21 protein-coding genes are annotated in these 22,438 nt (G+C 59.6%); 8 read left to right on the top strand and 13 right to left on the bottom strand.

The annotated features are described in order from the left end of the window. The first annotated feature begins 33 nt into the window (after positions 1–33). Genes ASC90_RS18770 through ASC90_RS18750 form a run of 5 tightly spaced genes read left to right on the top strand, consistent with a single transcriptional unit; the run spans position 34 to position 4,282 of the window. Positions 34–939: a sugar ABC transporter permease gene (locus tag ASC90_RS18770; RefSeq protein ID WP_056543363.1), complete on the top strand. Its 906-nt coding sequence runs from the start codon at positions 34–36 to the stop codon at positions 937–939. Between the two features lies 1 nt (position 940). Further along, complete coding sequence (locus tag ASC90_RS18765) at positions 941–1,900, top strand: carbohydrate ABC transporter permease (RefSeq protein ID WP_056543360.1); 960 nt, start codon at positions 941–943, stop codon at positions 1,898–1,900. Beyond that, positions 1,897–2,100 (top strand): hypothetical protein, encoded by a 204-nt coding sequence (locus tag ASC90_RS18760; RefSeq protein ID WP_056543357.1) that lies wholly within the window; start codon positions 1,897–1,899, stop codon positions 2,098–2,100. The genes ASC90_RS18765 and ASC90_RS18760 overlap by 4 nt, the downstream gene beginning before the upstream one ends. Then, positions 2,097–3,206, top strand: a complete 1,110-nt coding sequence (locus tag ASC90_RS18755; RefSeq protein WP_056543354.1) for an ABC transporter ATP-binding protein — start codon at positions 2,097–2,099, stop codon at positions 3,204–3,206. The genes ASC90_RS18760 and ASC90_RS18755 overlap by 4 nt, the downstream gene beginning before the upstream one ends. After that, positions 3,206–4,282, top strand: coding sequence for an ABC transporter ATP-binding protein (locus tag ASC90_RS18750; protein ID WP_056543349.1), 1,077 nt, complete (start codon positions 3,206–3,208; stop codon positions 4,280–4,282). Before ASC90_RS18755 ends, ASC90_RS18750 begins: the two co-directional genes overlap by 1 nt. A 73-nt stretch (positions 4,283–4,355) precedes the next feature. Here ASC90_RS18750 and ASC90_RS18745 read toward each other — a convergent pair whose 3' ends face one another. The 4 genes from ASC90_RS18745 to ASC90_RS18730 are packed head-to-tail and all read right to left on the bottom strand — an operon-like array spanning position 4,356 to position 8,167. Further along, complete coding sequence (locus ASC90_RS18745) at positions 4,356–5,330, bottom strand: NAD(P)-dependent oxidoreductase (RefSeq protein WP_082519982.1); 975 nt, start codon at positions 5,328–5,330, stop codon at positions 4,356–4,358. A 29-nt stretch (positions 5,331–5,359) separates the two neighbouring features. After that, entirely contained in the window at positions 5,360–6,052 is a 693-nt protein-coding gene (locus ASC90_RS18740; RefSeq protein ID WP_056543346.1) for a FadR/GntR family transcriptional regulator, read from the bottom strand. A gap of 2 nt (positions 6,053–6,054) precedes the next feature. Then, a complete protein-coding gene (locus ASC90_RS18735) occupies positions 6,055–7,224 on the bottom strand; it encodes a mandelate racemase/muconate lactonizing enzyme family protein (RefSeq protein WP_056543343.1) in 1,170 nt (389 codons plus the stop codon). Positions 7,225–7,279: 55 nt separating this feature from the next. Next, positions 7,280–8,167, bottom strand: coding sequence for a sugar phosphate isomerase/epimerase (locus ASC90_RS18730; protein WP_056543340.1), 888 nt, complete (start codon positions 8,165–8,167; stop codon positions 7,280–7,282). Positions 8,168–8,470: 303 nt separating this feature from the next. On the opposite strand from ASC90_RS18730, the gene ASC90_RS18725 reads away from it, so the two are divergent. Further along, positions 8,471–9,334, top strand: a complete 864-nt coding sequence (locus ASC90_RS18725) for a sugar phosphate isomerase/epimerase (RefSeq protein ID WP_056543337.1) — start codon at positions 8,471–8,473, stop codon at positions 9,332–9,334. Between the two features lie 167 nt (positions 9,335–9,501). Continuing rightward, complete coding sequence (locus tag ASC90_RS18720) at positions 9,502–10,431, top strand: helix-turn-helix domain-containing protein (RefSeq protein WP_056543334.1); 930 nt, start codon at positions 9,502–9,504, stop codon at positions 10,429–10,431. Positions 10,432–10,551: 120 nt separating this feature from the next. Here the strand turns inward: ASC90_RS18720 and ASC90_RS18715 are convergent, their stop codons facing one another. The 3 genes from ASC90_RS18715 to ASC90_RS18705 form a co-directional block, all read right to left on the bottom strand. Continuing rightward, on the bottom strand, positions 10,552–12,138 hold the full coding sequence (locus tag ASC90_RS18715) for an iron ABC transporter permease (RefSeq protein ID WP_056543676.1): 1,587 nt from the start codon (positions 12,136–12,138) through the stop codon (positions 10,552–10,554). 142 nt (positions 12,139–12,280) lie between these two features. Beyond that, positions 12,281–13,303 carry an extracellular solute-binding protein gene (locus tag ASC90_RS18710; RefSeq protein WP_056543331.1) on the bottom strand — a complete coding sequence of 341 codons (1,023 nt, stop codon included), beginning with the start codon at positions 13,301–13,303 and terminating at the stop codon, positions 12,281–12,283. Positions 13,304–13,412: 109 nt separating this feature from the next. After that, on the bottom strand, positions 13,413–14,468 hold the full coding sequence (locus ASC90_RS18705) for an ABC transporter ATP-binding protein (RefSeq protein ID WP_244480418.1): 1,056 nt from the start codon (positions 14,466–14,468) through the stop codon (positions 13,413–13,415). Between the two features lie 391 nt (positions 14,469–14,859). Here ASC90_RS18705 and ASC90_RS18700 point away from each other — a divergent pair, with 391 nt between their 5' ends. Further along, positions 14,860–15,891: an aldo/keto reductase gene (locus tag ASC90_RS18700; RefSeq protein ID WP_056543325.1), complete on the top strand. Its 1,032-nt coding sequence runs from the start codon at positions 14,860–14,862 to the stop codon at positions 15,889–15,891. 16 nt (positions 15,892–15,907) lie between these two features. Here ASC90_RS18700 and ASC90_RS18695 read toward each other — a convergent pair whose 3' ends face one another. From ASC90_RS18695 to ASC90_RS18670, 6 genes are all read right to left on the bottom strand, one after another. Further along, complete coding sequence (locus ASC90_RS18695; RefSeq protein ID WP_056543322.1) at positions 15,908–16,984, bottom strand: ABC transporter ATP-binding protein; 1,077 nt, start codon at positions 16,982–16,984, stop codon at positions 15,908–15,910. Positions 16,985–17,045: 61 nt separating this feature from the next. After that, the gene (locus tag ASC90_RS18690) at positions 17,046–17,933 is read right to left on the bottom strand and encodes a carbohydrate ABC transporter permease (RefSeq protein ID WP_056543319.1); all 888 of its coding nucleotides are present in this window, start codon (positions 17,931–17,933) and stop codon (positions 17,046–17,048) included. 3 nt (positions 17,934–17,936) lie between these two features. Beyond that, positions 17,937–18,845, bottom strand: a complete 909-nt coding sequence (locus tag ASC90_RS18685; RefSeq protein WP_056543316.1) for a sugar ABC transporter permease — start codon at positions 18,843–18,845, stop codon at positions 17,937–17,939. Positions 18,846–18,910: 65 nt separating this feature from the next. Continuing rightward, positions 18,911–20,173: an extracellular solute-binding protein gene (locus ASC90_RS18680; protein WP_056543673.1), complete on the bottom strand. Its 1,263-nt coding sequence runs from the start codon at positions 20,171–20,173 to the stop codon at positions 18,911–18,913. 100 nt (positions 20,174–20,273) lie between these two features. Next, complete coding sequence (locus tag ASC90_RS18675; RefSeq protein ID WP_056543313.1) at positions 20,274–21,173, bottom strand: sugar phosphate isomerase/epimerase; 900 nt, start codon at positions 21,171–21,173, stop codon at positions 20,274–20,276. A gap of 10 nt (positions 21,174–21,183) precedes the next feature. Next, positions 21,184–22,218: a Gfo/Idh/MocA family oxidoreductase gene (locus ASC90_RS18670; RefSeq protein ID WP_082519980.1), complete on the bottom strand. Its 1,035-nt coding sequence runs from the start codon at positions 22,216–22,218 to the stop codon at positions 21,184–21,186. Between the last annotated feature and the right edge of the window lie 220 nt (positions 22,219–22,438).

Raw genomic sequence — 22,438 nt, 5'->3', positions numbered from 1 at the left:
CCCGCCACGTCGGGCTCTCGGAGGAGGAGCGTATTGGCCACCCTAGTCATGACATCGCTGAACTCGAAGACACGCGCGGCGTCCAGGGGCATGAGCGACCTCAGGATTCGCAACCTGTTCATCATTCCGACGATCCTGTTCCTGATCGTCTTCAATATTTTTCCGCTGATCTATTCGCTCGGCTATTCGTTCACCGACTTCAGAGCCTCGACCAATGCACCGGCAAATTTTGTCGGCTTGCAGAACTACCGCGAGCTTCTCAATGATCCATTCATCTGGTCGAACTTTGCGATCACCGCGCAATACGTGATCGTGTCGGTAACCGGCCAGGTTATCGTCGGCTTCGGCACAGCCATGCTGCTTAATCGCGACATCCCGTTCAAAGGCCTGCTGACGACACTGTTGCTCTTGCCGATGATGCTTTCGATGGCGGTTGTCGGCCTCTTCTGGAAGCTGCTTTACGATCCATCCTTCGGCATCATCAATTATGCGCTCGGTCTTGGTTCCTTCGAATGGTTGTCGAACCCCAGAGTGGCTCTCTACGCGGTCGCTATCACCGATATCTGGATGTGGTCGCCCTTCGTGATGCTGCTTTCGCTGGCCGGACTCTCGGCGGTGCCGAAGCATCTCTACGAGGCAGCGGCAATCGATAGGGCGGGACCATTCTACACCTTCTTCCGCATCACCCTACCGCTCGTCGCCCCTATTCTGATGATCGCTATCATCTTTCGCACCATGGAGGCCTTCAAGACGTTCGACCTGGCATACATCCTGACGAGCCAGCCGACGACCGAGGTGATCTCGATCCGCCTCTACAAGATGGCCTTCCAGGAGTGGCAGACGGGGCGTTCATGCGCGCTCGCCTACATCGTGCTGATCATGGTGCTGGCGATCACCAACATCTACGTCAAGTATCTCAACAAGGTGAAGGAGCGCTGAGATGGCCGCCGTCCAAACCCGCTCAGAACGCGCATTGAACCGGGTGGCCATCGCCGCAGTTCTTGCCATCACGCTGATCTTCCTTGCGCCGATCTACTGGATCACCGCGACAGCCTTCAAACCACGCAACCTTGCCACGACGATTCCGCCGACGGTGCTGTTCCAGCCGGAAATCTCGCCCTTCGTGAAGCTCTTCACCAAGCGTTCCCAGCTGCGCGAACCGCCGACAGCGGAGCAATATGCGGCAGCGCCCTGGTGGGAACGGCTCGTCTTCGATGGCGGCGAAAAGGTCGTGCGCTCCGGTCGCGGCGAGGTGCAGCTTTCGGGCTACCCCAGCCGCTTCATGAACTCGTTGATCGTTGCGATCACCTCGACGGTGCTCGCGGTCGGAATGGGTACCTTCACCGCCTACGGTTTCTCGCGTTTCAGGGTAAAGGGTGAGGCCGACCTGCTTTTCTTCATCCTCTCGACACGCATGCTTCCGCCGGTGGTGGTCGCGATCCCCATGTTCCTCATGTACCGGGCCGTCGGACTGAACGACACCCACTGGGGTCTGATCATCCTCTACACCGCCTTCAATCTCTCCTTCTCCGTCTGGCTGATGAAGGGTTTCATCGACGAAATCCCCAAGGAATACGAAGAGGCAGCCCTCGTCGACGGCTACACGCGCATGGAGGCGTTCTTCAAGATCGTCATCCCCGAGGCCGCGACAGGCATCGCTGCCACCGCCGTCTTCTGCTTCATTACCGCATGGAACGAATACGCCTTCGCCCTGATCATGACGAACAGGCGGGCGCAAACCGCCCCGCCCTTTATCCCGAGCCAGGTCGGCTCGGGCCTTCCCGACTGGACGGTGATCGCCGCCGGCACGTTCCTTTTCCTGTTGCCGGTTGCCATCTTCACCTTCCTGCTCCGCAACCATCTCCTGCGCGGCATGAGCTTTGGAGCGATCCGCAAATGACATTTCGCGCCATGAACCACAAATATCTCGAGCCCGGTGCACAGATCCTGATGATCCTGGGCATCATCGCCCTGTGCCAGCCATGGAACCTGTTTCTCCATCGCTATGGGCTGACGATGACGCTGATCGGACTGATCGCCTTCATGGTCACATCCAAAATTCCGCCGGAAGCGAAACGCGACGAAAGCATCAATTCATGACGCAGATCGAACTTCATGGCATCGAGAAATATTTTGGCGCCGTTCAGGTCATCAAGAACCTTAGCCTCGACATCGCAGACAACGAGTTCATCGTTTTCCTTGGCCAGTCGGGCTGCGGCAAGACGACAACGCTGCGGGCTGTGGCAGGCCTTGAGACAATCGATGACGGCGATATCCTGATCGATGGCCAGCCTGTCCAACACATGAAAGCCTCCGACCGAGACATAGCTTTCGTATTCCAGTCCTTCTCGCTCTATCCGCACATGACCGTCTACGAGAACATCGCATTCCCGCTTCGGGCCATGCGCAGCAACCGCGCCGATATCGAACGCGACGTGCAGGCCGTGGCGAAGACCCTCCAGATCACGCATCTGCTGGCCAAGAAACCGTCTGCGCTGTCCGGTGGCGACATGCAGCGTGTCGCGATCGGCCGGGCGCTTGTCCGCCGTCCGAAGGCGATGCTGATGGACGAACCGATCGGCGCGCTCGATGCCAAGCTGCGCGAGGAGATGCGCGCGGAAATCAAGCGCCTGCATATCAAGCAGGGGTCAACCACGATCTACGTGACGCACGACCAGGTGGAAGCCATGTCGCTCGCCGACCGCATCGTGATCATGCACGAGGGCGTGCTTCAGCAGATCGGCAGTCCGACCGAAGTCTACTCGCGCCCCGCCAACGTTTTTGTCGGCCAGTTCGTCGGCAGCCCGGTGATGAACATGACCGAAGCCTCGGTGAAGGAACATGCTGGGCAACTGCGCGTCCAGGTGCCCGGGGCGACGGACGGGTTTACATTCCCTTCCGCACTGGCGAACAGCCTCTCGGCTCAAAAAGGCGAGAACGGTAACCTTACTCTCGGCGTCCGGCCCGAAGGTGTGCTTGTTTCGCGCGAGGCACGCGAGGGTTACATACCGGTCGAGGCCCACATCATCGAGCCGCTTGGATCGCACGACATCGTCGACCTGCGGGTGGGTACCCAGACTTTGCGCGCCCGCACGAAGAGCGGGTTCGTGGCACGCGCCGGCGACCCGGTATGGGCTCGCATCGCCCCGGATCAGGCCCACTTTTTCAACACCGCGACTGGCATGTCTCTGGGGATCAGACTCTGATGGCGCATATCGAACTCAAGGGTATCAGCAAGACGTTCGGCGACCATACGGCGTTGCAGAACCTCAACCTTGAAATTGCCGACGGCGAGTTCTTCGTGTTGCTCGGCCAGACGGGTGCAGGCAAGACGACAACCTTGCGACTTATCGCCGGACTGGAGAAGCCGACCGCGGGCAGGATCCTCATCGATGGCGAGGATATGGCTGAGTGGGGTGCGGCCGAACGCGACGTCGCACTCGTACTACAGCAATATTCGCTTTATCCGCGCTATACTGTTCGTGAAAATCTCGAGTTCCCCCTCAAGTCGCGCATCCGCCGCGTCGATCCGAGCGAGATCAAAGAACGGGTGGATCGGGTCGCCAAGACGCTTCGGATCGAACACCTGCTCGATCGCAAGACCGACCGGCTCTCGGGCGGCGAGATGCAACGCGTCTCTATTGGCCGCGCAATCGTTCGCAAGCCGCACGTGTTCCTGATGGACGAGCCGCTTTCCGCCCTCGACGCCAAGCTGCGCGAGGCGCTGCGGACAGAGCTCAAGAACCTGCAAATGAACCTCGGCGCAACCTTCCTCTTCGTCACCCACGATCAGATCGAGGCCATGTCGATGGGCGACAAGATCGGCGTCCTCAACAATGGTCAACTGGTGCAGACCGGCACGCCACACCAGATCTATACCAATCCGGTAAACACCTTCGTCGCCCGTGCCGTCGGATCACCGCCAATGAACCTGATCGATGGCAAACTGGCCGGCGGACAGGCAATGGCAAATGGCGGCTACAGCCTGCCTCTTGCAACCGCGAGCATCTCCGCCGGTGATGCGCGCCCATTGACCTTTGGAATCCGTCCCGAGGACCTCGTTCTCGAAGGCGGCGCGCCCGGCGAGGCTCGCGTCCACGACATAGAGAACCACGGTGTTGAAAAGATCGTGACGCTGAGAGCAGGAGAAAAGCTTCTGCAGGCTACGGTTCCGGCCCAGACCAAAATCAAGATCGAGGATGTCGTCCGCTTTTCCTGGAATCCCGAAAAGGTCGTCCTCTTCGACGGAGAGAGCGGCATCAGCCTGCGCCACGCCGGATGAGTGGATCAAACCGACCTGTTGTCGATCGAGCGACTATCGCGATTGAGACTGCTGCTTTCGCGAGGACGGACGCCTACTCCGGAAATCTTCGGCGATAGTGCCCTACGACTTCGGGGTTGCACAGGTTGAGCGGAAGTTCTCCCCGCAACACCCGAACGGCTTCCGCTGCGGCCCCTGTTCCCATGCGCATCATGCTCTCCTGCGTCAGGCCGGCGAGATGCGGTGTCACAATCACATTGTCGAGGGCCAGGTAGGGGTGATCCGAAGGTAACGGCTGGCTGGAGAAGACGTCGAGCGCCGCTCCGGCGATCCTTCCCTCGACAAGTGCTTCGATCAGGGCGGCATCATCAATGACGGCGCCGCGCGAGACATTGACTAGGATCGCGTCCGGTTTCATCCGGCCGATGCGCTCAGGACTGAGCAGCCCGGTCGTCTCGGGCGTCAGCGGACAGCAGAGCACGAGGATATCGACGCTGGTGACAAGATCGTCCACGGACGCGAACCGTACGCCTTCCGGCAGACTTCCCGGCGAGCGGCTATTTGCAACCACCTCGAGACCAAAGCCGTATCTTGCAATGTGGAAGACCGCCTTTCCCACATTGCCCATACCGATGATGCCCACGGTCCGCCCGGCGAGATCGACGGCCCGGTCGGACTGCGCACGGCCGACGGCCCAGCCTTTGTCCCGCAGATCGCGATCCATCGTCCGAAAGCGCCGGAGCAACGCCAGCGTAACCATGAAAACGTGTTCAGCTACCGTCGACGCATTGGCGCCCGGGACGTTGGCAATGAGCACACCCGCCGCCCTGGCGGCGTCGTAAGGGATCATGTCGAGCCCGGCGCCGTGACGGATCGCGGCCCGCAAAGCCGGCGTCACGGCAAACAGCACCGGTGGAATCGGCGCCCGTACGATCAGCACCTCGGCATCTCGCGCCTCCCGGATCAACGTATCGGAATCGAGCGAGGATGCGATGCGCAGATCGCCCGCCGCTCTCAGCATCGCGTCAGCCTCTGGGTGCAGTGGATGCGTTGAAAAGATCAAGCGCACCGGCCTCTCCTCTTCCTCAGTGCCGCCGTCTATTCGGCCGCGTTTGCCGGCCCGCCGAGCAGACCTTTCCAGTAGCTTTCCGCACCCTGCAAATGAGCGTTCATGAGCGCCTGCGCGAGGTTCCCATCGCGCGAAAGAAGTGCCTCGTAGATACGAATGTGCTCCTCGTGCGAGCGCCTGCTGCGACCTGCATCACCGAAATAGATCGGCAACCGCTGCTCGCCCATCGAGTAGTAGACGCTGCACACGCGATAGAAGATGCTGTTCTTGGTCGCCCGCACGATCTCCAGATGAAAGTCCCGGTCCTCGCGCGCCAGCCCCTCGCCGGTCGCCAGCCGCGCTTCGGACGCTGCCAGAATTTCGCGAAGTCGTTCGTAGTTCTCTTCCGTCGCACGCGCGCAAGCAAGTTCCGCCGCCTTGATCTCGTGGATCTTCCTAAGTTCCACTGTCTCGTAGATCAGGGTCGGGTCAAGGGGCACGCCGGCACGCGCGAAAAGCGCCATCGCCTCTACGCTCGCCTCCGTGGTGGTGAGATATATTCCGGACTTAGCCCGACGCTCGACGATGCGCATGGCCTCCAGGATGGCCAGCGCCTCGCGGATCTGCCCACGGCTTACCGCAAAGTGCTCGGCAAGTTCCCGTTCCGAGGGCGTTCGGCCGCTGCCGTTCGACGTCGAGAAGAGATAGGCTGCGAGATCGGAGAGGAGATTGTTTTCTTTCATGGTCAATGTCTTTGCGCGTGGGCCTCCAGAATGCGTTCATTGATCGTGAAGCCCAAGCCGGGTTTCTCGGGAATCTCTATCATCCCCTCCTTTACCGAAACCGTCTCCTCGACGAGGTCATGAATCATCGGGTTTGCGCCAAGCGAATATTCAACGACGAAACTCGCCGGCGAGGCAGCGCAAACGTGCAGGCCCGAGAAGAAACATGGGGCGCCCGCCCACAGATGCGGCGCGAAGCGAAGGTTGAAGGCGCTGGCCAGCGCCGCGATCCGCATCGCCTCGGTGATGCCGCCGCAAAAGGCAGGGTCAGGCTGGAATATATCGACCGACCGCAGCATGGCGAGGTCACGAAAGGCAAAGCGGGTCGCCTCGCTCTCGCCGGCGGCAATCGGCACGTTTCCGGCAGCGCGCACCTCCGCCATGCCCGGCTTGTCATCGGCAACGACCGGCTCCTCGAACCAGGCGAGATCACAGTCGCCGACAAGCTGGATGAACCGCTTGGCGTCGGCCACCGTATAGGTTCCGTGCGCATCGACCATCAGTTCGACCGCGGCACCGAGCGACTTGCGGGCCGCCCGCACGCGAGCCGCCGATACATGCGGCGCCCCATCCATGGCTCCCACGCGCATCTTGACCGCGCCGAAGCCGCCTGCGGCAATGTAGGACTGAAGCTGGTCACCGATCTTGTCGACATCTTCCCAACCACCGGAGGCATAGGCCGGCAAACGCTCCGCCTTGCGACCGCCAAGCAGCTTCCAGACCGGCACGCCCAGTGACTTCCCAAGGATGTCCCAAAGAGCGATATCCACGGCGCTGATCGCAGCGACCGATAGCCCGCGACGCGACAATTCCGGCATCGAATGGCCGGTCCTGGCAGCCGTCTCGTGACGCACACCGTTGTATAGCATCTCCCATATTGCCGAAATGTCGGAGGGATCACGCCCGATCAGCTTCGGTCCGACTTCGTGGTTGAGCATATGCACGAGTGTGCCGTAGGTGCCGGCGCTGCCGGCCGCATTCTTGCCCTCGCCCCAACCAACAAGACCATCGTCGGTTTCGATGCGCAGTATCGCCGAATCAAAGGTTGTCAGCCGACCGAAATCGCTGCTGTGCTGGCGGCTTGCTTCGATGGGGATGCGAACCCACCAGGCGTCTACTGTCTTGATGCGCATTTCGGCTTCCTCGCCGTGGCGGCGCTCCGGCCGCGGTCATCCTCAGTGCCAATCGTCACTTGATCAGCGGAAGGATGGTTTCTGCCGTAATCCGCATTTGATCGTCGTAGAATTTCTCGGTGAGCAGGCTGGAGCCATGATCCTGAATAAACTTCAGTTGTTCCGGCGGAATGTCCACGGGGCTGCGTTCAACCATGTCGGGATATTTCGCTGCCGGCGTCCGGTCCACAGGAGCGACAAACTCGTTGGTCAGCGCGCCGTCATAGCCGACTTCCTTCAGCGTCGCGACAATCCTCGGCCAATCGAGATGGCCAAGCCCCGCCGCGAAGCGGTTGTTGTCCGCGACGTGGAAATCGAAAAGCCGCTTTCCTGCAAGCCGGATTGCATCGTACATATCCTCCTCCTCGATATTGAGGTGGAATGCGTCCAGGCAGACACCGCAGTCAGGGTGGACGGCATCGGCAAGGGCAAGTGCCTGGGCCGCACGATTGAAGAGGTAGGTTTCAAATCGGTTCAGGGGTTCAATCGCGATCCTTACGCCTGCTTTCTGCGCATGGGCGAAGCATTCTTTTGTCGCCTCCACCACCCATCCCCACTCCTCTTCCTCAGTGCCATCCGGCACCACTTTGCCGACGGTCGCCGGGACCAGCGTCACGATCTCCCCTTCGAGCGCGCTCACCATCGTGATGACATCCTTGACGTAATCGACAGACTTCGCCCGCTGGCCTTCGTCCCTTGCAGCAAGGTTTCGCTCGCCGAGCGTCAACGTTACCGCCCCCCAGCAACGGATCCCGTACTCCCGCAGCAGCGCACGCGTCTCCTTTACGTCGTATTGGGTCGGTTCGCCTGAAATCTCGATGCTCTCGTAGCCGTATCTCTTGATGCGCTTGAGCGTTACGGCGAGCGGTTCTGCCCGCATCCAGTTATGGGTAGAAAGATGCATGGTCGTCCTCCCAGACTAACATCAATGTCTATCGCTTTCGCGAGCGCGCCACCAGCTTTACCAGCTATCTGGTTCGGCCAATTGGCACCATAGTAGATGGTCTATCGCAAAATCCTTCGTATCGCAAGGCACGGTGATTGCATTGTGAACTTCACTAAATGACTAATTGATATTATTTTATAGATAAATACGTAATCTTGGCACATCCGGCTCCGTTCACTGCGTTTGACGCGAGTGACCAACGTGGTATTACCAGATTGCACACATGGAGAACAGCTGCTGCGTGGCAGCGCGGGAGGGAATATGAGAATAGGCATGTGCATGTTTCTCTGGACGACACACGTCAGTGGCCGGCACGAAGGCATCCTTCGGGACATCAAGGCAACGGGCTTTGACGGTGTCGAGATCCCGATATTCGAAGGTACTCCCGAGGACTATCGCCAGCTCGGTGACCTCCTTGACCGGATTGGATTGGCGCGCACCGCTGTGTCCGCGATGGGAGATCCGGCGATGAATCTGATATCACCGGAAAGCGCGACACGTGAGCGCGGTGTGGCCTACATGAAATGGGCAATCGACTGCGCCGCCGCGCTTGGCGCCGACACGCTAAGCGGACCCCTTCATTCGACCCTCGGTCACTTCTCCGGCGCCGGCCCCACGAAAACGGAATTAGCTCTCTCGGTCACCTCGCAACGCAAGATCGGCGACCACGCAGCGGGGCGCGGCGTTGTCATCGGGCTCGAAGCACTGAACCGCTTCGAATGCTACCTGCTGAATACGATGGACGCCCTCGCCGCGCACATCGATGAAATCGGTCACCCTAACGTCCGCGCGATGTACGATACGTTTCACAGCAATATCGAGGAGGAGGACCCGGTTGGCGCCTTCACCCGCAACAAGGACCGCATTGCGCACGTGCATATCTCGGAGAACAACCGCGGCGTGCCTGGACGGGGCAATATTCCGTGGCCCGAGACATTTCGCGCGATCCGGGCCAGCGGCTACGACGGATGGCTGACAATCGAAGCCTTCGGCCGATCACTCAAGGATTTGGCCGCTGCCACGAAGGTGTGGCGCGACTTCTCCGAGACACCGGAAGCGGTTTACCGGGAGGGCTACCGCCACATTCGCGATGGATGGCAGGCGGTCGAGGCACGAACGATCTAGAGATTGGCGCCGAGCGGTCACCCGGGTCGGCTGATAGCGACCTCGCCGTGCCGATCGCGTTTGCCGGTAGTGACCTGCATGCGGGGCCTCAAGGCTCAACATGCCCTTGGATTAAATCGGCTTCGCTGATACACAAATGAAAGTTTCACTTTTCATCGGAATTTAGCATGAGCCGCAACTTTCTGGTCGTTGATCCCGAGGAGAGTATCGAGGTGCTCAAAGGCCTGGCTTCGCCGGTCAGGGTGCGCATTCTCAAGCTTCTGCACGTCGACGGATCGATGAATGGCAACGATATCGCTGCGAAGCTCGACCTCCCCCAATCAACCGTGTCGATGAATATCCAGATTCTCGAGGCGGCTGGCCTCATACGAACGGAAACGCAGAAGGCCCGAAAGGGAAATCAGAAGATTTGCCATTCGACATTCGACGAAATCCTCGTGATGTTCAAGGAAGACATCGCGCCCTTGAACTCGCGCGTTATCGAAGTGTCGATGCCGATCGGCCTTTATACGAGCTGTGAAGTGTCCGCCCCTTGTGGACTATGCTCGACGGAAGGAATTATCGGCCTGCTGGATGTTCCGCATGCATTTCTGGATCCTGACCGGATGAAAGCCGGGCTGGTCTGGTTCACGCGCGGCTATCTGGAATATCAGTTTCCGAACAACGCCAAGCTCAGCCAGAACGTCATTGAATCGATGGAATTTTCGATGGAATTGAGTTCTGAGGTGCCGGGCACGTCGGCCGACTGGCCAAGTGATATTACACTTTCGGTAAACGGGAAGGAAATCGGCACATGGATGTCGCCGGGCGACTTCGGGGATAAACGTGGCGTTTACACGCCGGATTGGTGGAAACTGAAAGGCAGTCAATATGGCAAGCTGAAAACCTGGCGGGTAATGCCGGACGGTAGCTATGTGGACGGCATCAAGATCTCGCCGGTGTCGCTTGCCGACCTCGATTTGGGCAGTCATCACTCGATCCGGCTGCGGATCGCCGTCAAGCAGGGTGCCAAGCACCCCGGAGGCATCAACATCTTCGGACGAGGCTTCGGCAACTACGATCAGGATATCGTCCTGCGACTGATGACTGATCGCTGAGCGGGAGCCACGCTACCGACTATTTTCACCCTCGGGGTGCTCTCCCCATGGCAGCAGAGAGCGGAACGGTTCCGCCTTCGCATTTTGCATCTGATATCTTGATGTGCATCGTGAAACACGTTACCGCGCCCATGCCTTCCGTCGGCCGACCTGCGCAAGCAGTATGACCGGCAGAATGCCGATAACAACGATCGCAAGCGCTGCAATCGCCCCCTCCTCGTACGTGCCGCGGGCGGCTTCCCCGTAGAGATGGGTTGCAAAGGTCTCGAAGTTCAGCGGACGCAGCAGCAGCGTGGCCGGCAACTCCTTTACGCAGTCGACGAAGACAAGCAGGGCACCGGCTGCCAGCGACGCCTTCGACAACGGCAGGTGTATCCGAAACAGCGTGCCACCAGCCGACGTGCCGAGCGTTCGAGCCGCGTGATCGAAGGCGCGTGGTATCCGCGACAGCCCTGCCTCGATGCTGCCCGCGGAAATTGCCAGGAAGCGCGTGGCGTAGGCATAGAGCACCGCACCGCCCGAACCGATGAGTAGAAGTCCGGCCGAGTTTGCGAACCATTGCTTCGTCGCGCGGTCGAACAGGCCATCGAAACTTGCAGCGACAATCAGCACGCCGATTGCGACGACCGTGCCGGGAGCCGCGTATCCCATGGTGGAAAGGCGGTAGAACCACGGGGCCATCCTGCTGCCCGAAACTCGACCGGCATAGGCAACGATCAGCCCGGCTGCGACGGTCAAGATTGTGGCGGTCGCCGCAAACAGCAATGTGTTCGTCATCTCGCTGAAGAACCGCTCGGAGAGCCCGGCGAACCGCCAGCGCTTGTAAGCCTCGCCAAGCAGAAAGATGGCGGGTGCCCCGAACCCGAAGAGAACCGGTAACATGCCGGCAAGAAGCAGCAACACACCCGGTGCACCGCCGACGCGACGGGGCTCGAAGACCCGCGACCGCTGAGCCGAGACCGAGTAGCGCTGCCGCCGTCGCGCCCAGCGTTCCATGGCAACGAGCGCGACAACGAACAGCAGCAGGAAAAGCGCAATCTGGGCGGAGCCTGGCAAATCCGAACGTGTGATCCAGGTCGTGTAGATCGACACTGTAAGCGTCCGCACGCCGAGGAACTCCGCAGCACCGATATCGTTGAGTGCTTCCATCAGGGCGAGGCTGACACCAACCGCGACCGCCGGCCGCGCAAGTGGAAGCGCCACACGCCAGAAGATGCCGCGACGCGACACACCAAGCGTTCGCGACACCTCGATGAGGCTCGCCGATTGCATGAGGAATATCGCACGCGTTGGAATATACACGTAAGGGTAAAGAACAAACCCAAGCAGCAGGACGCAGCCCGTCATCGAGCGGATATCCGGCAGCCGGAATTCGCGCGGGCTGGAGTACCCAAGCACCCAACGGATCACTCCCTGGACCGGACCTATCGGGTGAAGAATGTCAAGATATGCATAGGCGATAATGTAGGTCGGCACAGCGAGTGGAAGCAGCAGCGCCCACTCTAGCACCCAGCGTCCGCGAAACTCAAAGGCGGTTACGAGCCAGGCCAGCATCGTACCCAGTGCACCTGCCAGAAGCCCGACGCCTCCGAGTAGCAAGAGCGTGTCTACCAGGGCAACAGGCAGCACCGTCGACACCAGATGCAACCATAGCCCCGGCGACCCCTTCGACGCCTGATACACAAGCGAGGCGAACGGCAGAAGCATGACGAGCGTCACGGCTGCGGAAGCAACGAGCCACCCCGAACGGCCAGCAAATCGCCGCCATACCAAGAAGCCCGAACGTGGGAGAGTTGAAGACACGCGCCGTGGAAAACGACATGCCGTTTTCCGGCATGTCGTCAATCCGTCAATTGTCGAAGCCGACCTTTTCCGCGAGCACGCTCGCCTGCTTACGATGGCTGACAATCTCGCTGAGCGGCGTCTTGTCGATGTTGAGGGTCCCTAGCGATGCAATGATCGGATCAACCGCGACGCCGGCCTTGACCGGGTATTCGAAGTTCGCTTCGGCGTAAATCTTCTGTGCCTCGTCGGAGACCAGATACTCCAGCAGCTTGATTGCTTCTGCCTTGTTGGGCGCATGCTTCGCCACGGCAGCACCGCTGACGTTGACCTGCGTCCCGCCATTCTTGAAGGTCGGAAGGATGACCTTGATGGCATTGCCCCAGGCAACCTGCTCCTCACCGCCCTTGCCGGAGCGCATCAGACCGACATAGTAGGAATTGGCAATTGCGATGTCGCAGATGCCGCCGAGGATATCCTTTGCACCATCGCGGTCGCCACCGCCGGCCTTGCGGGCGAGATTGGCCTTAAGCCCGGTCAGCCACTTCTCCGTTTCATCGGCGCCGTAGTGGGCGACAAAGTCCGCGAAAAGGGCGGTATTGTAGGGGTGTTGACCCGAGCGAATGCAAACCTTGCCCTTCCACTTCGGATCGGAAAGATCCTCGTAGTTGAAGGCGGCGAGATCGAGGTTCTTCTCGGCGTAAAGGACGCGCGCCCGCATCGAGAGCGCGAACCAGTTGCCGTCGGCATCACGAAGCTCTGCCGGTATGGCCTTCGAAAGAAGGTCCGAGGAGACGGGCTGGGTAACGCCCTTTTCAACCAGATCAACGAGATTTCCGGCATCGACCGCCATCATGATATCGGCTGGTGAGCTCTCGCCCTCTGCCAGGACCCGCTCCGGCATGCCGTCCTTGAGGAAGACCGTGTTAACGTTGATGCCCGTCGAAGCCTTGAAGGAATCGAGAAGCGGTTGGATAAGTCCGGGCTCACGCGTCGTGTAAATGTTGACTTCGGCAGCCGTCGCGGCGCTTGCGAGCGTGAAAAGCGCAGAGCCCGCGATGGTAAGCGTCACAATTGTTTCCCTGATCATGGCGCACAATCTCCCCCTTTGGAACGCCATTTAGAAGCAACATACATGATAGAAGCGGTCAAGTTATTGAGCTAACGTTCACCAAATAGTGACCGGCGGCCAACCGACCTCATGGGTTCGGAAAGGTCAGCACGGCTTCGCTGCGGATGGAAATTCCTACCTCCCCGGTGTCGGGCGGTCGATGATCCAGCGAGCGGACGCAAATCGGCTCCTCCAGCCCGTCCAGTTTGACAGCAAGTTGCTCAATCTCACCCAATAGCACTCGTTGGACGATGCGGCCGCTGAGCCCGGACTGCGCTGTCGTCACGGTGATGTCGCTCGGCCGAATGTAGGCGACGGCCTGGCTTTCCTCCCGAAGCTGGCGAGCAGAGGGGAAGGCACCTATCGGCGTGTGGATCTGCCCGTTGCGGTATATTCCCTGTACTTTGTTGAACGCGGTAAAGAAATCCGCCGCATAGCGTGAATTGGGAGAGTGGAAGAGCTCATATCCACTACCCTGCTGGACAATCTCGCCGGCGCGCATCAGCACGACACGATCACCTGCGGAAAGAGCCTCCTCGGGATCGTGCGTGACCATCACGACAGTCGTCCCCATCGAGCGCAAGAGGGAGAGTGTATCGTCGCGCATCTGCTCCCTCAGTCCTCTGTCGAGATTTGAGAACGGCTCGTCCATCAGCAGAATGTCTGTGCCCGGAGCGAGTGCCCGCGCCAAGGCGACACGCTGCTGCTCGCCGCCCGAAAGCATGTGCGGATGACGCGAAGTAAGATGCGTGAGCCCTACCCTCGCGATCATCGCCATAGCCTTTGTCCTGGCGTCCTGCCTTGGAAGGTTTCTCAAGCCGAAAAGCACATTCTGCTCGACTGTCAGATGCGGAAACAGCGCATAGTCCTGGAATACAAAGCCGATATTGCGCATCTCGGGTTCCACGAAACGGGACGGCCCGGCAACGTACTCGCCACGTATGCGGATCACACCCCGGTCCGCGGTATCGATACCGGCAATGATCCTCAGAAGGGACGTCTTTCCGCAGCCCGAGTGCCCGACAAGGCAGATGACTTCACCCGGCGCAATAGACAGCGACAACTCCCTGACGGCATAGGTGTTTCCGAAGCGACGCGAGATGTTCTCAAGCTCGAGCGACTTCGGTGCATCATCAGATATCAATTCCAGTCTCCCATCGCACGATCAAAAGACATTCAGACCGGGTTGCGCCAACCATACGAACTAGCGCCATGCCTTCGCAACAGCCGAAGCGGAGCCTGCCTGAACACTAGGAATTGAAGAGGATCCATGCACATCCGAACTCTTTTGCCGTGCTGAACACTTGCAGCCCCAAAAGTGCATTGTACAACAGTGTCCGATTGGAATTGGTACAAACCAAAGTAGCGCCTGTGACATGCCAAGACGTCCGTCGGAACCCTCACAGGGCATCGCTGCATTCGAAATGAAATTCGATGAATCGAACAACCCCCTCTGGAGGAAGCGGCCATAGTGGGCCGTAAGCGGGCTACCGATTCTTCAACCATGATACCGAATAAGCAAGGAGGATGTTTAAATGGACTATCGCAAGTTGGGGCACAGTGGGGCCGTCGTAACGTCATTTTGCCTGGGCACCATGACATTCGGAACAGAGGCCGATGAAGCCGCTTCGCACAAGCTTCTGGATGACTACTTCGCATGGGGTGGAAATTTCGTCGATACAGCTGACGTCTACAGTGCCGGAAAGTCGGAGGAGATTATTGGCCGATGGCTGAAGTCCCATCCGACGGAAGCACGTCAGGCGGTGATCGCCACCAAGGGGCGCTTTCCGATGGGCACGGGACCGAACGACATCGGCCTGTCGCGCCGGCACCTCAATCAGGCACTGGACGACTCGCTGAGGCGCCTCGACGTCGAACATATCGACCTCTACCAGATGCATGCGTGGGACGCTCTTACGCCTATCGAGGAAACACTTCGCTTCCTTGATGACGCGGTTTCCGCCGGCAAGATCGGCTATTACGGCTTCTCAAACTATGTCGGCTGGCACATCGCAAAGGCGGTCGAGATTGCCAAGGCAAAAGGATACACGCGCCCGGTGACCCTGCAACCGCAGTATAATCTGCTGATGCGCGACATCGAGCTCGAGATCGTCGCTGCCTGCCAGGATGCCGGCATGGGGCTGTTGCCTTGGTCGCCGCTAGGCGGCGGCTGGCTGACCGGAAAATACAAGCGGGACCAGATACCGACCGGCGTCACGCGCCTCGGCGAGAATCCGAAGCGCGGCGGCGAGGCCTATGAAGCGCGCAACGCGCAGGAGCGGACCTGGGGCATCATCGGCGCGGTCGAAGAGATTGCCAAGGCCCGCGGCGTCAGCATGGCACAGGTGGCGCTTGCCTGGGTTGCTGCCCGACCGGCCGTAACCTCTGTCATTCTTGGTGTGCGCACCACAGAACAGCTGGCCGACAACCTCGGCGCCGCCAAACTGGTCCTCTCGGACGAGGAGATGACAAAGCTGACCGACATTAGTGCGCCGACGCCCGGTCAGTATCCGTACGGTCCGCACGGCATCAATCAGCGCAACCGCAAGATTGAAGGCGGGCGCTGAAAAAGCCGAGGCGGCGTCAGATCCTGACGCCGCTTGTCTTGTCGAAGAGGTGAAGGTGCTGCGGATCGACGGTGACGCCGATCGTTTCGCCTGACAGCAGGCTGCCGCGGCCGGTTTGGACGATGGTCAGCTCCGGCGTGGTGGCTGTCGCCACGAAGGTCGATGAACCCGTCGATTCCACGAAGGCAACAGGCACATCGAAAATCCCCTGCCCCTGTCCGACAATATCGAGATGTTCGGGACGAAGCCCTGCCGTCACCTCGAGCCCCGGCTGCAACTGATTGCCGGAGACGATCCTTTGCTTCGCCGCACCGAGATCGAGAGTGAGGGTCCTTCCGTCTTCGCCGACGACCGCCGGGATGAAATTCATCGCCGGTGAGCCGATGAAGCCTGCAACAAACCGGTTGGCGGGCCTGTCGTAAAGATCAAGCGGCCTGCCCTGCTGCTCGATCACCCCGTCGCGCATGACGACGACATGATCGGCCATGGTCATGGCTTCGATCTGGTCATGCGTCACATAGACCGAGGTCGCATGCAGCCGGTCATGTAGCGCACGGATCTCCTTGCGCATCGACACACGCAGCGCGGCATCGAGATTGGACAGCGGCTCGTCAAACAGGAAGGCCTTCGGGTTGCGGATAATGGCGCGGCCCATGGCGACGCGCTGGCGCTGGCCGCCGGAGAGCTGCCGGGGATAGCGGTCCAGCAGCCCTGTCAGCCCGGCGATCCTGGCGACCTCCTCCGCCTTGATCTTCGCCTCGGGCTTCGGGACCTTGCGCATCCGCAGCGAGTAGGTGAGGTTCTGCTCGACGGTCATATGCGGGTAAAGCGCATAGGACTGGAACACCATGGCGATATCGCGCATGCGCGGAGGGACATCGTTCATCACCTCGCCGGCAATCTTCAGCGTACCTCCGGAAATTTTTTCCAGCCCGGCAAGCGAGCGCAGGAGCGTGGACTTGCCGCATCCCGATGGACCAACCAGCGCCACGAATGTCCCTTTGGCAATCGAAAGGTTGATGTTCCTCAGGGCGTGGTAGGCACCGTAATGCTTCTCGATCCCGGAGAGTTCGATCTGGATATCCTGGTTCATGCCGAAAACCTTGCTGGTCCCGGAACGGGACCGGTGAAATGGCCAAGGGTGAAAAATGTCGTCATTTGACTGCTCCGGCAGCGATACCGCGCGTCAACGTGCGCTGGAAGATCAGGAAGAAGATTACAGTCGGTACGATGCCCAGGAACGCCGCCGAAGCCTGCAGTACCGGGTCCGACATGTTCTGGCCGCGGGTGAGGCCCATGGCCACCGACACCGTCTGATTGTTGTTGGACACCAGCATGACCAGCGGGATCAGGAATTCATTCCAGGTCCAGATGAAGAAGAAGGTTCCCAGGACCATCAGCGTCGGCCGCAAGACCGGAACCACGACGAACCACAGCGTCTTCCAGTGGGTCGAGCCGTCCATCTCAGCGGCTTCGAGGATTTCCTTGGGAAAGGTACTCAGCACGGTCGATAGCAAGTAGGTCCCAAAAGCGCTTTGCAGGACCGCGAATATAATGATGACGGAAAGCTGCGTATCGTAGAGCCCCGTCGCTTTCGCCATGTAATAGAGCGGGTAAATGATCGACTCCTGCGGGACCATGATGCCGAGAAGGAAAACCACCAAAATCACGCGTGAGCCCCGTACCTTGCCGATGCCGATCGCATAGGCATTGAACAGGCTGATCAGCACCCCCAACACCGAGACGGCGAGACTGATCATCACGCTGTTGATGAGCTTGCGGCTGAAATCAGAGGTCGTCCAGAATTTTTCGACTGCTGTGAGATCGATCGACCGTGGAATCGAAAGCGGTCCGCCGACAGCATATTCGGCGCTCGCCTTGACGGCGTTGAGCAGCGCCAGGAAAAACGGAAACAGCGTGAAGGCGAGGAGTAGAATAAGGATCGCCAGAACCAACCACCGCATGGGATTGCGCTGAGTGCGGCGGGTTGCAGCCGTCGCCTTGACCTTGGTCGTACCGTCGCTGAGAGCTGAATAGGCCATGATCTACTCCTTCGGCTCCTGCCGGCTCTGGAAGCGCAGGAAGATTACCGCCAGGGCGATTGTCAGGGTCGTCTGCACGACGGCGATCGCCGCTGCATAGCCGACGCGCTGCGTGGTAAAGAAGTGGTAGTAGGTCAGATAGGAAGGCACGAGTGTGGCATTGTCGGGCCCGCCGGCAGTGATGACGAAGATCGGCGCGAAGACTTTGAGCGCTGCGATCAGCGTGGTCAGCACAACGACGAAAATCTCCGGCGCCAGCAGCGGAATGGTGATCGTCACTAACCGGCTCCACCAGCCTGCACCGTCAAGCTCGGCAGCCTCGTAGAGAGAAGGGTCGATACGCGACAGACCTGCCATGAATACCACAAGGCAATAGCCGACCTGTATCCAGACGATGACGAGCGAGACGGCAGCAAGCGCGTAAGTCGCATCGCCGATCCAGTTCTGGGCGAGATTGCCGAGACCGATGGCCTTCAGGGTGATGTTGATGACGCCGACGGGATTGAGAATCCATCCCCAAAGCACGCCCGCGACCGTCACGGGGAGAATTTGCGGCAGATAAAAACCGGCCCTGAAGAAGCTAGAGACCCATTCCCCGAACTCGTCCCTGACATAGTCGAACAGCAGTGCGGCCAGCACTAGGCCAATGCAGACCGGTATCACCGTCATCGAAAAGATGAACAGCAGCGTGTGATACATCGACCCCCAGAACTGGTCGTCGGTCAGCAGACGCTGATAGTTTTGCAGGCCGACAGGCCGCGGCGTGCCGACGCCTTTCCATGCCGTGAAGCTCAGCCCCAGATTGGCAAGCTGGGGTATCAGCACGATCAGAGTGAAGCCGATCAACCCGGGGATCAGGTAGAGGCCATAGCTTGGTGAACTGCTGCCCGATCGCTGGCTGGATAGTGCCATATCGTTCTTCCTTCAACCTCCCACGAGGGCTGCACCCGGAGGCGCAGCCCAGCGCTTGGGTGGCGCTACTGATTTTCCTGCGCGTCGTCGTAGACCTGCTTGATCTGTTCGATGAACTGATCCGCAGTCAGACTGCCCTGGAAGAGACCAGTGTCTTTCTGATTGAGCACGTCGTAATAGCCGGGAACCGGCCAGTCCGGATAGAAGCCAAGGCCGCTCTTGTCAGAGATCTGCTTGAAAACCGCAGCAGCGTTCTTGCCGATCGGGTTGGTGATCGCGGCCGGATCCGCAGCGATCGGAACGCCGCCGGCATTGGCGAGTGCGGCCTGATACTTTGGTGACAGAGTCAGGCTGATCCACTCGGCGGCGAGATCGGGACTTTTGCTAGCCTTGGGAACGACCCAGAGATTGCCCGTCGAACCGACCGAATATTTCGGCGTCGGAATCACGAACTGACCCCATTTGAAATCCTTGATGGTCGAAGCGAAGGTGCCAAGATTCCACGTGCCCGAGACGTACATCGGCGCCTTGCCGGAGGTAAAGAGCAGAGCCGCGTCCGGGTCCTTCATACCCGTCGAGTCCTTGTTGATGTAGCCCTTACCGACCCAATCCACCAGCGTCTGGGCCGCATAGAGATAAGGCGCGCCATCGAGGGGAGCCTTCAGACCCTGATAGTTCTGAACCCAGGCGTCATCGGCCTTGGTATAGGCGAGAGAGGCAAGCAGATGCTGGCCACTGGTGTCGATGGCGCCAAGCGCAAGGGGCGTCAGACCCTTCTGCTTGAAGGCTTCCATGGCAGCGACCCATTCTTCCAGCGTCGACGGCGGCTTGAGGCCAGCCTTTTCGAACATGTCGATATTGTAGAAGCACGACACATATTCGCCGAACACCGAGACGCCCCACACGGGACCGGAGCCGTAGATGCCCTTTTCGTCATAGCGGCTGAGAACAAGATCGCCCTCGTTCAGGATCTTGTCCCAGCCTTCCTTCTTCACGTAGTCGTCCAGATTGGTCAGCAATCCCTGGCTTGCAACCAAGCCAGCCGTCGCGTTGCCCTTGTTGTATTCGAGAACGTCGGGCGCCTGATCGGAATTGAGGATCATGCCGCCAGCGGCCTGCAACTGCTGAAAGGTCTTCTGCTCGAAACTGACCGAGACGTCGGGATGCTTGGTCTTGAACTCCTCGAGCGCTTCTTTCCAGACGATGCCCTGGGCAGTCGTCGGCTCCTCGAACCACCAGATCTTGAAGGTCTTCTGCTCGGCATGGCCGATCGATGTCATAAGCATCGTCGTGCCGAGCACCAGCGCAAGTCTTGCAATTCTTTTCATGCTTTCCTCCCAAAAAAGCGGCAGAGCCGCGAAAAGATCCATGTCAGTCATGGCGCCGCCAAGCCTCCCCGCCCGGCGTTCGCCTACCATAGGTGGTCGATCAGGGATCAACAACGAAATCTCCGCCACGGCAGTTCTTCAGATAGTTGAGCCCGTGAACCTGGCCAGTCATCTCCAACGCATCGCGGTAAACGGGGTCATGCCAGCCCTCGATATCGATCGAACCGGACCAGCCGGCAAGGCGAAGCTCGGAAATGATGTCGGTCCAGTTGCTGTCGCCGAAACCCGGCGTGCGCATGAAGACGAACTTTTCCTTGCCGAAGATGCCATGCTCCTTGATGACATCCCAGCGGATCGTCGCATCCTTGCCGTGGACGTGGAAAATCTTCGAGGCCCACTTGCGGATCTGCGGCAGCGGATCAATGAGATAAACCATCTGGTGGCACGGTTCCCATTCGATGCCGATATTGTCATCCGGCGTCTCGTTGAACATCAATTCCCAAGCGTCCGGGTTGTGCGCGATGTTCCAGTCGCCTGTCGCCCAGTTCCCGTCCATGGCGCAATTCTCGAAGGCGATCCTGACGCCCTTGTCGGCGGCACGTTTGGCAAGCTCGCTCCACACCTGCTTGTAGCGCGGCAGGCTGTCGGTGAGCACGCTGCCACGGATGCGGCCGGTAAAGCCGGCAACGCAGGTAGCGCCGAAATGATGCGCATTGTCGATGCAATCCTTCCAGCCCTCCAATGTATCAAGGTCGATATCGGTTGTTTCGAGCGGATTGCCGAACATGCCGAGCGTCGAGATGGTGATATCACGGTCGCCGATGGCATCGAGCGAGCGCTTGCCAAGCTCGGCGAGATCCTGGCCGTTGGTGGTCTGCCAGAAGAATGGCTCGAAGCTTTCGAAGCCCATGTCGGCGATCTGGCCGATGCGCTTGTCGGCGCCGCCCTTGGAGGCGCTGACCATGGTTCCGACGCGAATGGACTTGGCGGGGTTGCTCACAATCTCAATCCTATGCTGAAATTTCAATGCGTTGGCCGGTCTTGGCGCTCTCGATTGCGCCGAAGACCATGGCGAGGCTTCTGATGTTGTCCGAACTTGCCGTTTCCGGGCGTTCGCCGGTCTTTATCGCCTCGACGAAGCTTGAAATGACACTGGCGTGGCCGTGGGTTTCCTCGTCGTTCTCGGGCACCGGAACCTCCACGGTCGTGATGCCGCGCAGAAGCCCAGGCTCGTTGCCGGCAACCGCCGCCTTGAAGCCCTCCTCACCGTCCCAGGTCAGCATCCCCTTGGAGCCGACTAGGCGCCACTGGCTTTCCCAACTGGTGCGCTCGCCCTCGGCACACCAGGAGCCCCGATATGTGAACACGACGTCGTCTGCGAATTCAAACGTGGCGTTGGCCGATGCGCCGTGCTGATACCAGGAGCCCTTCGGATTGCGCTCGATGCAGTAGACGGCAAGCGGCTTCTTGTCGGCCACGTAGCGAGCCGCGTCGAATGTGTGGATCGCCATGTCGAGCAACAGGACGTTTTCCATCTCCTCGCGGAAGCCGCCGAAATGCGGCGCCAGGAAGAAGTCACAGTGGATGCCCGTCAGGTCGCCGATCGCCCCACTTTCGATAAACCGGCGCATGCGTCGAACGCCTGAGATGAAGCGGCGGTTCTGGATAATGGCGTGTATCCTGCCGGTCTCGGCAGCGAGATCGATCAGTGCGGCGCCCTCGGCCAGCGAGGTCGCCATTGGCTTTTCGCTGAGCACATGGCAGCCGGCCTTGAGCGCAGTCGAGACGATGTTAAATCGAGCAGTCGGGATAACCACGTCGAAGACGATATCGGCCTTGGATCTGGCAATGACGTCGGCGAGGTCCGTGCCTATGACGGCGCCACCCAGACCGAATTCCTCGGCAAGCTTGTCAGCCGCCGCCTGATTGACGTCGACGAGACCCTTGACCTCAATTGCTGCCGCAAGTGCCGGGGTTTCCTTTATAGCGCGCAACCAGCCCTTGGACATAGCTCCGCAACCGCAGAGAACTGCATTCAATGTCACGATTTCCTCCGGTGGACCGCTTCTGGTTTCCTCCCGAAACGCATCCCGTAAACGTTTACGACATTAGGCGGAATCGTTTCCTGGTGTCAATAGGGGCGGAACTCGATCAAATGCCGCGAAAACCTCTGAGAATGCCATGGCTTAGGGAGACGCGCGCTGCGGCGCAGCATAAAAAAAATGTCATGTCATCTGGCTGTTAAACAAAGCTTCTACTAAGCTC

This window comes from Rhizobium sp. Root1220 (assembly GCF_001426265.1).
Classification (GTDB): domain Bacteria; phylum Pseudomonadota; class Alphaproteobacteria; order Rhizobiales; family Rhizobiaceae; genus Rhizobium.
This window is presented reverse-complemented; position numbering and strand designations above follow the sequence as displayed.